The 8,312-nt window shown below is 57.3% G+C and carries 12 protein-coding genes; 11 read left to right on the top strand and 1 reads right to left on the bottom strand.

Annotation, left to right across the window (positions count from 1 at the left end; genetic code table 11):
• Positions 1 to 1,047 precede the first annotated feature (1,047 nt).
• The 6 genes from LC354_RS24855 to LC354_RS24830 all read left to right on the top strand — a co-directional run bounded on the left by LC354_RS24855 (position 1,048) and on the right by LC354_RS24830 (position 4,540).
• Positions 1,048 to 1,518 (top strand): Dps family protein, encoded by a 471-nt coding sequence (locus tag LC354_RS24855; protein ID WP_223428664.1) that lies wholly within the window; start codon positions 1,048 to 1,050, stop codon positions 1,516 to 1,518.
• A gap of 97 nt (positions 1,519 to 1,615) precedes the next feature.
• Positions 1,616 to 2,155, top strand: coding sequence for a response regulator transcription factor (locus LC354_RS24850; protein ID WP_223428663.1), 540 nt, complete (start codon positions 1,616 to 1,618; stop codon positions 2,153 to 2,155).
• A 1-nt stretch (position 2,156) separates the two neighbouring features.
• Entirely contained in the window at positions 2,157 to 2,621 is a 465-nt protein-coding gene (locus tag LC354_RS24845) for a thiol-disulfide oxidoreductase DCC family protein (protein ID WP_223428662.1), read from the top strand.
• Between the two features lie 53 nt (positions 2,622 to 2,674).
• Positions 2,675 to 3,436: an isoprenylcysteine carboxylmethyltransferase family protein gene (locus LC354_RS24840; protein WP_223428661.1), complete on the top strand. Its 762-nt coding sequence runs from the start codon at positions 2,675 to 2,677 to the stop codon at positions 3,434 to 3,436.
• Complete coding sequence (ubiG, locus tag LC354_RS24835) at positions 3,429 to 4,145, top strand: bifunctional 2-polyprenyl-6-hydroxyphenol methylase/3-demethylubiquinol 3-O-methyltransferase UbiG (protein ID WP_223428660.1); 717 nt, start codon at positions 3,429 to 3,431, stop codon at positions 4,143 to 4,145. The genes LC354_RS24840 and ubiG overlap by 8 nt, the downstream gene beginning before the upstream one ends.
• Entirely contained in the window at positions 4,145 to 4,540 is a 396-nt protein-coding gene (locus LC354_RS24830; RefSeq protein ID WP_223428659.1) for a DUF4149 domain-containing protein, read from the top strand. The genes ubiG and LC354_RS24830 overlap by 1 nt, the downstream gene beginning before the upstream one ends.
• Before the next feature lie 13 nt (positions 4,541 to 4,553).
• Here the strand turns inward: LC354_RS24830 and LC354_RS24825 are convergent, their stop codons facing one another.
• Positions 4,554 to 4,931 (bottom strand): PAS domain-containing protein, encoded by a 378-nt coding sequence (locus LC354_RS24825; RefSeq protein ID WP_223428658.1) that lies wholly within the window; start codon positions 4,929 to 4,931, stop codon positions 4,554 to 4,556.
• Between the two features lie 378 nt (positions 4,932 to 5,309).
• Here LC354_RS24825 and LC354_RS24820 point away from each other — a divergent pair, with 378 nt between their 5' ends.
• The 5 genes from LC354_RS24820 to LC354_RS24800 all read left to right on the top strand — a co-directional run bounded on the left by LC354_RS24820 (position 5,310) and on the right by LC354_RS24800 (position 8,241).
• Positions 5,310 to 6,362, top strand: coding sequence for a hypothetical protein (locus LC354_RS24820; RefSeq protein ID WP_223428657.1), 1,053 nt, complete (start codon positions 5,310 to 5,312; stop codon positions 6,360 to 6,362).
• 2 nt (positions 6,363 to 6,364) lie between these two features.
• Entirely contained in the window at positions 6,365 to 6,553 is a 189-nt protein-coding gene (locus LC354_RS24815; protein ID WP_223428656.1) for a hypothetical protein, read from the top strand.
• Between the two features lie 17 nt (positions 6,554 to 6,570).
• On the top strand, positions 6,571 to 7,191 hold the full coding sequence (locus LC354_RS24810; RefSeq protein ID WP_223428655.1) for an NAD(P)-dependent oxidoreductase: 621 nt from the start codon (positions 6,571 to 6,573) through the stop codon (positions 7,189 to 7,191).
• A 73-nt stretch (positions 7,192 to 7,264) separates the two neighbouring features.
• Complete coding sequence (locus tag LC354_RS24805; RefSeq protein ID WP_223428654.1) at positions 7,265 to 7,651, top strand: DUF427 domain-containing protein; 387 nt, start codon at positions 7,265 to 7,267, stop codon at positions 7,649 to 7,651.
• Complete coding sequence (locus tag LC354_RS24800) at positions 7,645 to 8,241, top strand: NAD(P)/FAD-dependent oxidoreductase (RefSeq protein ID WP_223428653.1); 597 nt, start codon at positions 7,645 to 7,647, stop codon at positions 8,239 to 8,241. Before LC354_RS24805 ends, LC354_RS24800 begins: the two co-directional genes overlap by 7 nt.
• Positions 8,242 to 8,312: the final 71 nt, after the last annotated feature.

Genomic DNA, 8,312 nt, shown 5'->3' with positions numbered 1-8,312 from the left:
CAATCGCATCGACGAACTCATGCCGTGGAACTGGCAGCCGGAAAAGGCCTGAAACCGCGCCGACACCAGACGGATACGGATGAAGCGTGTTCCGAGTGAAGGCTCTTTAGGGCAATCGCTTCATTTGAAGTCAAAAAAGGCCTGAAATGCAAAGCCAGGACACTGACCGAGAGAGGCGAAACACAGGCGATGTCCACTTTTCTGCGTCACAATAGCCCAGTGCAACAGTTTGATGGCGGTCTACCTGAGCGTCATGCAAAAACCGGACGGAACCAAACAGTGTCTGCGGCCATTCAGGCGACGTGCAATATTGTTTGTGGCGGCAAGCTTTATCGTTCCGCCAATTCTGGGGTCGGTCGTAGCGCAGTTGCTCTTGTCATCGTGAAACGCGCACAGCCGGACGTAGGAAAAGGGTGACGGACTGTCGCCATTCCACCATATGGGGCAGGCGGTCAGCCAGGAACCACTAAATCCAGTTGTAATCGAATCTAAAACTTGGAGAACATCAAGCGTAATAATCTGTTCTCAACCGCCGTCCCGGTCGCATCGACCTTTGGGGCGTTCGCAGAGACAATCGAAATGCTGAACAGGTACGTCGCCGGTGACAGAATGGTTTTCAGCGAGGAACTGATCCGAACTGAGGTGGGCGATGTGGGCCGTTTTGTGCCGACGGACAAATCTCAAAATGCCCGGTCCGTGAAGGGTGTTCTGCGAGAAAACCAAGATGCGTTTAAAGGCAAAATGAACATTGCGTGGTATATAAGGTCACAGAAACAGGCCCTACCGCAGACGTGTGCTTGCCGCACCAGGGGATGGGCATGGTGGCGTTCGTTGTCGTTGGCGATGATTTAAGCAACGCCGAGCAAGTCCTGGTTGCACGCATCCCCGGCGCTCATAAAGCGACCTTGGAAAACCTCCTATCAAAAAAGCCCACATGACCAGTGCAGTTCCGCGGCCATCGGCGCGGCGGAACGTCGCGACGTCGATCCGGCGCGGGCCCCACGACGTACACCTATCAATTGCAAGATAAACAATGAGGTGCCGAAAATGACTTTCGCTGCTGAAAAACTTGATACAGATGGACGGCCAGAAATTTGTGCCGCCCTGAACACGGCGCTCGCCGAAACAGCCGTTTCGACGATGATGGCGCAGAATTTCCACTGGAACGTGACGGGCATGAACTTTGCGCCGCTGCATCAGATGTTTCAGGGAATCTACGAGGATCACTTTGCCGGACAGGACGATCTTGCCGAACGGATCAAGGCGCTCGATGGCCATGCCGATGGCAACCTTGCACGCATGCTTGAGCGTTCGAGCATTGTTGAGCCACAGGTAGACATGACCTCCACGGACTTAATCGCCACGCTTCTGAACGCCGAAGAAATACTGGCAGCCACTCTGAAGGCGACCGGCGAAATTGCAGCCAACTACGGCGATACGATCACAGAAGATCTGTGCATTGCACGCGGTCAGGTTCATGAGAAATTCGCCTGGATGCTGCGTGTCCACCTGCGCTGACCACCTCCGTAAACCGAAATGCGACCCCTTTTTGACCCTTAGCGGACGAAGAGTGCAGGCGCAGTATGACACCCTGCCGACATGAAGGAGTAGACAGATGTTAGACGCAATCAACGACACGTCCCTGATGATCGTCGAAGACGACGACGCCCTGCGCGGTCGCCTCGCGCGCGCAATGGATCGGCGCGGCTTTGACGTGCGCGAGGCCAGCAGCTTGTCTGAGGCGATGGCCCAGGCAGATACCGAATTGCCGAAATACGCAGTTGTCGACCTGCGCCTGCTGGATGGCAGTGGTCTGTCCTTTGTGGAGACCCTCGAACAGCGTGATCCTGGCATCCGCGCCATCATCCTTACGGGTTACGGCAACATCCCGACCGCCGTCGCCGCCGTACGCGCAGGCGCCATTGATTTTATCGCCAAACCTGCAACAGCCGATGAAATCGTAGAAGCGCTGATCAGGCCGAGAAATGAACATCCACCGGCCCCATCCGCTCCGATGACGCCCGATGCGGCGCGCAGGGAGCATATTGAGCATGTGTTCCATGAATTGGATGGGAATGTTTCAAAAACGGCTCGTGCGTTGGACATGCACAGGCGGACGCTCCAGCGTCTACTCAAACGGTACGGAGACGTTTGAAATGCGATCGGGGACAGCGGACACGATCGTCATGCAAGCCAATCGGGCCGACATGGAAAACACTGACACACTTGCGCGGGCAACTGTCTATTTTGATGGCGCGTGCCCGCTCTGCTCAGTGGAAATCAAGCACTACAAGGCGCAAGCCGGTAGCGAACAGCTGTGTTTCGTTGATGCCTCACAGGCGGACGTGTGTCTTGGCCCGGACTTGGACGCGCGCGCCGCAATGCGTCGGTTCCACGTACGCCGTCCGGATGGCACGCTGATTTCGGGTGCGCGCGCTTTTGTTGCGGTCTGGCAAACATTGCCCGGCTGGCAGTGGGCGGCACGGCTTGCCCGGTTACTTGGCGCGACACCTTTTCTGGAACTGGGCTACCGACTGTTTCTTCCGGTTCGGCCGCTGCTGTCCAAAGTGGCGGCGCGGTTTGGTGCCAAGCCGATGCCACAGCACAGTTCCGTTCGGTAGCGATGGTGCCAGAGTCCCATTTCCAAAGGCTTGAAACCTTGGTGCGAGGCGCGATGTCACCGCCAGCCGGGGCGGGCCGCATCGCTTTGGCGCTGACCTTTGGCGCGGCGGTGCACCTGGTCTTTGCAATGGCCGTCGCGGCGATGATCTTGGCGATGTATTTCGGGATGAGCTGCAGCTTGGGAAGCGTTTCTTGGCCGTATGCCATTGTCGCCAACGCTCTTCTCATCCTGCAATTCCCATTGGTGCACTCGCTCCTCCTGACTGGCCCCGGTATGCGCTTCCTGATGCGTTTGGTTCCGGGCCCCCATGCCCAAACGCTGAGCACGACGACCTACGCGCTTATCGCGTCGCTCCAGTTGCTGGCTCTGTTTTCGCTATGGACCCCCACGGGGATCGTCTGGTGGCGCGCCGAGGGCTGGATGCTTTACACTGTGACCGCAGCTTACGCAGCTGCTTGGGGACTATTGATTAAGGCCAGCTGGGATGCAGGCGCCGAGGTGCAGTCGGGCGCGCTTGGCTGGATGTCACTGATGCGGAACGCGACGCCAAAGTTCCCTGACATGCCCACAGGTGGCTTGTTCCGGATCATACGGCAACCGATTTACGTGGCCTTTGCGCTGACACTCTGGACCGTGCCGACATGGAGCCCGGACCAACTGGCACTTGCGCTCAGCTTGACCTTCTACTGCCTCGCTGCACCCAAGCTGAAAGAACGCCGGTTCGCGGCGCGCTACGGTGATCGCTTCGAAAGTTACAAACGCCAAGTGCCTTACGCGGTCCCGGCGATCGGAAAAGGGGAAAGACATGACTGAGAAAACCCGAAACGACCTGTCCATCTATGACGATGTCGCCGCCAATTGGTGGTCGGACGACATTCGCTGGGTGCGCACGCTCAAGAATCTCGTGCCGGGTCGGCTTGCCTGGTTCGACCACCACGTGGATTGGGGCGGTCTGGCGGTTCTAGATCTCGGGTGCGCCGGGGGGTTCATGGCAGAGGCGGTTGCGACGCGCGGGGCCAATGTCACGGGGATCGACCCCGCGGCACAAGCGATCGACGCCGCGCGGACGCATGCGGCCGAGGCCGGTCTTGAAATCCAATATGATGTTGGGGTGGGCGAAGAGCTACCCTATGCAGACGCTGCCTTCGACGTTGTCGTCTGCGTCGACGTCCTGGAACATGTCGAGGATCTCACCAAAGTCTTGGCCGAAGTGGCGCGCGTTCTGAAACCCGGGGGCCTTTTCCTGTTCGACACAATCAATCGCAACCTCCTGTCGCGTTTCGTGACGATCACGGTGGCCGAGGATATCCTGGGCCTGCTGCCCAAAGGCACACACGATCCAGAACTTTTCATTCGACCCGCAGAGTTGTCCACCGCGGTCGAGAAAGCGGGCCTTGTGTCCGGCCCGATGAAGGGCCTTGGACCACGCAGCGTTAACCGCAACGGCGACTTCACCTTTGGCCCGCTTCCCATCAAGAGCGTGATCTACATGGGCATTGCGCGCAAACCGAGGAAACACTGATGTTCGAAATCTCGCTTCTTGTCACGGCGCTTCTGTTCGGCGGCATGGTTCTGTATTCCTTCGGCTTCGCAGCCTTCGTCTTCACCGCACTTCCGCCGGAAACCGCAGGTCCCCTCATCCGACGCGCCTTTCCCCACTTCTATCTTTTCGTGTTGGCAAGTTCAGCAGTCGCGGCTGCCATCGCATTTGCGTTCGATCCAGTTTCAAGCGCAATTCTCATGGCCATAGCGCTGACCACGATCCTCGCGCGCCAAGTTCTCATGCCCGCAATCAACACCGCCACCGATGAGGGCGCGAAGACCCGGTTCAAAGTTCTGCACGGCTTTTCGGTTCTGATCACTCTGGCGCACATTGGCGCTGCTGCCATCGTGCTCGTCCGGCTCGCTGGCTCCTAGTGCGCGGGATCGTTTATACTGGGTTCTGTGCGCCCGCAAAAAACATCAAGCCACCATCGGCATCATAGATAGGCTTTATGCGCAACCGGTTCAGGAACGGTGATCCGTCTTTGCGGTAGTTCAGGATGTCGATGGTAAAGCGTGTCTGCGCTTTCAGACCCTGACGGATTGCCTCTATTGCATGAGGATCTGTATCCGGTCCCTGAAGAAAACGGCAGTTCCGCCCAACGGCTTCTTCGGGCGAATAGCCGGTCTGATCTTCGAATTCATCGCTCACGAAAATCATCGGATTGTCAGGAACAGACGGATCGGAAAAGACCACGCTCATCTCAATCTCATCGTCTTCCAGCAGCGATCTGAGATAACCCTGTTCAAGTTCTTGATTTGGCATCCGAGTTTGTCTCCTCCGCGTGTCTCGTCTTCCTGAGATACTGACACTTTATCAGAACGCGACGCCACGTCGACGCGAAATCCCATGCCCCCAACAAACATGGCTGAGGACTCGACGCGGGCCCTGCGGTAGAGATCGGACACCCCAGCCAGGCTGGCCAGTTTGTCGCTTTGGTACCGCCGTCAAGACGTGCACGAGGATACAAGCTGCACCTGGGCATTTCTTTTCCTTAAGGAGCCTTTGACTCGTTGGCTTAGGCACTCAGAGGCCTATTCGAGGTAGTTGTGCGACATAAGGCTACGCTCGGTGTCAAACCGCAAGCTGAGGCCTACGTCCCATTTCATGAACAAGAGTAGGCTAATGAGGACAAGAAAAGCCGTGGGAAAGTTGAGCTTGGTCGGGTCAACCCTGACGATGTGCATGATCGCAACGGGTGCCACTGCGCACGTGAATTGGTTCGTCGAGCGTGACGCAGAACCGCTTGCCAATTTCAATGTGACTGATCCCATTTTTCTGGTGTGGATATGCCTTGCGACCATGATGGTTTTTTTCTCAGTCTGGATTGACGGGAAATTGCCTACGCTCCGCGTTGCAGAGACGAAGCTTCGTCACGATTTTATGGAAATCCTGCGCGTCTTCACGGGGATGAGCTTTCTGTTGACCGCCTACGAGGGGTCACTGGTCGCCCCACATAAGGTTGCGGACGGGACGTTCGGCCTTGTTCTCGTCGTCATGCAGGCAGTCATCGGTATCATGCTGATCGCCAACCGGTGGATCAAAATCGCAGCCATCATGATGCTCATCCTCCACGCTGGTGTCACCCTCAAATTCGGTCTGTTTCCCGCACTTGAATACGCGATCATTGTCGGGATCGCGTTCTTCTTGCTGCTAAACTCCATCGCGGATGAGGCACGCCGGGATTTACTCAAGCCATACTCAGTAGATGCGCTGCGCATCTGGACGGGGATTTCGCTTGTTGCTCTGGCCGTGGGAGAAAAACTGGCGCCCTCGGCACTGGGACAGGTTTTTGTTGCGCAGTATCAATGGAACTTCATGCAGGCACTCGGTATCGACTTTTTCGACGATCGTCTGTTTGTCTTGTCCGCGGGGATGGTCGAAGCGGTCATCGGGATCGTACTTATCCTTGGCACGACGGTCCGCCTCGCGGTCTTGGCCTTGTCGGTGATGATGGCGATATCGAACATCGTCTTCATTATCCAAGGCAATAACGAAGCCGCGCTTGTCGAATTCGTCGGCCACATGCCGATCATTGGCGTAGCCCTTCTTCTGTTGTTGCTGGGGTATGGTCAAAGGCTGAAAATCACGGATGCCTTTTCGCAACAGCGGGCTACCTCTCAGCTGAGGTCACGGGCGGCGCTCGGACACCACCAACGCCGACAAAGGCCCGCAACCGACCACGAAGGAGTTTGAACATGAGCAATACCGATCGCCCCGAGACCGCAACGCATGCGGATGTGACGGACCGTCCGAGCCCGGTTACGCCAAGTGTGGACCGCCCTTGGGACTCGTTGAAAGAGGTCTTGCGCCGCGTAGACGTCCGAAAAGGCGACCGAGCGACACATCGCGCGTATCATAGCCTTTACGAAGACATGCTGAATTGAGCGCACCGATACTCATAATGGGCGCGACCTCCGGAATTGGCGCGCTCGCTGTCACAGAAGCTGTCGATCGCGGACTACATGTGCGTGCGTTTGCGCGCAGCGCAGACCGTCTTGAAAAAACCGATTTGATCGAGCCATTTGCTGGGGACGCGCGGTCGGTCGACGATGTGACTGCGGCGCTCGCAGGCACCCGTGCAGTCATCTACGCCTTGGGTATCAGGGAACGGCTTGCGATGCTTTGGGAAGAAGAGACGCTTTTTTCCGACAGTACACGTGTGCTGATTGACGCCATGAAAGACAGTGACACCAAGCGATTGGTGGCGGTGACCGGGTTTGGCGCGGGACGTTCTCGAAGTGCCATGAGTTCCATAGAGCGTCTCGGTCACAGGGCCTTTCTTGGCAAGCCCTACGCCGACAAGGACAGGCAGGAGGCGATGATCGTGGAAAGTGACCTCGACTGGACAATCGCACGACCGGTCATTCTGACCAATAGTACCAAATCAAGCGGGCTTAAGGTGCTGCGCGATCCATCGAGTTGGCGAAACGGATTGGTCTCCCGGCGCAGTGTCGCGCACTACCTCGTCGACAGCGTGGAGGATGGGCTCGACATCCGCGCGGATGTCGTGCTCACTCGTTGAAAAATGACGTTTGCTTTGGCTGCTGCCGGATGGCATCGCTATAGCAGTTTGCTCAAGGATTAAGTCTCTCTCGATGTCGGAACTTGCCGCAGAAACAACGCGTGCTTTGAGGGACCTTGACACCCATCATGCGCCAACCTGTTACATTCCGCCCGAAGACGTGATGGCCGAGTTGATCCCTGTGCACAGTTCCACCTTTTGTGAGGGGAAAGGGCAGGTGCCTTATTTCGACGTACAAAACGGCGGCACAATAGCCGCCCGAGCCGCTTGGGCCTCTCCATCACCAAACCTGTCTTTCAAGGCACTCGCAGGTCGTGGGACATCCTACGCGGCAGCGATGGATGCGTGTTTTGTTGGTGAAGAGCGGGTCATTCCGCAGTCGGGCGACTTCCACGGCGGGTGGGTGACATCCAACCTGCATGGTCGCACCAAGGGTGCGCCGGGGACTGAACATTGGTAGGGCGGACCGCCAAAACTGCCATCATAGGCGCCGGTATGGCTGGCCTGACCTGCGCGCGGGAATTGATGCAGCGCGGCGTGGATGTGGTGGTTTTTGACAAGGGTCGGGGACTGGGCGGCAGGATGGCAACGCGCCGCGCGGGGGGCGGCTTCCAATTCGATCACGGTGCCCAGTATCTCACAGCGCAAGGCGACGGTTTTTCCGCGATGTTGAAGCGAGCCGAAGCCGCTGGTGCCTTGGCGCGGTGGCCGCAGGATCGTGAAGAACCAACATTTGTCGGCGTCCCCGGGATGACCAGCTTGGCTAAGTATCTGGGCATCGGGCTGAGTATTCGAAAAGAAACCCGCATAGAGGGTATCGTGAAAGCGAATGGTCGTTGGAAACTGGTTTGGGAAGGGGGCAATGAGACGTTCGATCGGGTGGTCATCACAGCGCCGGCACCTCAGATTGGTGCGCTTTTGCCCGACGCACATCACTTCAACGTTCCACTGGGAACGGTCAGGATGACCCCGTGTTTGACGCTGATGGTCGGTCTGCACCATGGTGTCAAACTGCCTTTTGTCTCGCGTCATGAACCGGATGACTGTTGATTTTCGCTGAGAAGTGACCCGGTATTTTCACCGAGATTTGACCCACCCTTGATTATGTCTCAGCGGTCATG

The sequence above is a fragment of the Tateyamaria pelophila genome, assembly GCF_019966495.1.
GTDB lineage: Bacteria > Pseudomonadota > Alphaproteobacteria > Rhodobacterales > Rhodobacteraceae > Tateyamaria > Tateyamaria pelophila.
Note: the sequence above shows the minus strand (reverse complement) of the source record. Positions and strands in the feature narration are given on the sequence as shown.

What these genes read in the sequence shown, in the direction of transcription:
- LC354_RS24855 (WP_223428664.1), top strand. Translation starts at nt 1,048, where the DNA reads ATGACTTTCGCTGCTGAAAAACTTGATACAGATGGACGGCCAGAAATT.
- LC354_RS24850 (WP_223428663.1), top strand. Translation starts at nt 1,616, where the DNA reads ATGTTAGACGCAATCAACGACACGTCCCTGATGATCGTCGAAGACGAC.
- LC354_RS24845 (WP_223428662.1), top strand. Translation starts at nt 2,157, where the DNA reads ATGCGATCGGGGACAGCGGACACGATCGTCATGCAAGCCAATCGGGCC.
- LC354_RS24840 (WP_223428661.1), top strand. Translation starts at nt 2,675, where the DNA reads ATGTCACCGCCAGCCGGGGCGGGCCGCATCGCTTTGGCGCTGACCTTT.
- ubiG (WP_223428660.1), top strand. Translation starts at nt 3,429, where the DNA reads ATGACTGAGAAAACCCGAAACGACCTGTCCATCTATGACGATGTCGCC.
- LC354_RS24830 (WP_223428659.1), top strand. Translation starts at nt 4,145, where the DNA reads ATGTTCGAAATCTCGCTTCTTGTCACGGCGCTTCTGTTCGGCGGCATG.
- LC354_RS24825 (WP_223428658.1), bottom strand. Translation starts at nt 4,931, where the DNA reads ATGCCAAATCAAGAACTTGAACAGGGTTATCTCAGATCGCTGCTGGAA.
- LC354_RS24815 (WP_223428656.1), top strand. Translation starts at nt 6,365, where the DNA reads ATGAGCAATACCGATCGCCCCGAGACCGCAACGCATGCGGATGTGACG.
- LC354_RS24810 (WP_223428655.1), top strand. Translation starts at nt 6,571, where the DNA reads ATGGGCGCGACCTCCGGAATTGGCGCGCTCGCTGTCACAGAAGCTGTC.
- LC354_RS24805 (WP_223428654.1), top strand. Translation starts at nt 7,265, where the DNA reads ATGTCGGAACTTGCCGCAGAAACAACGCGTGCTTTGAGGGACCTTGAC.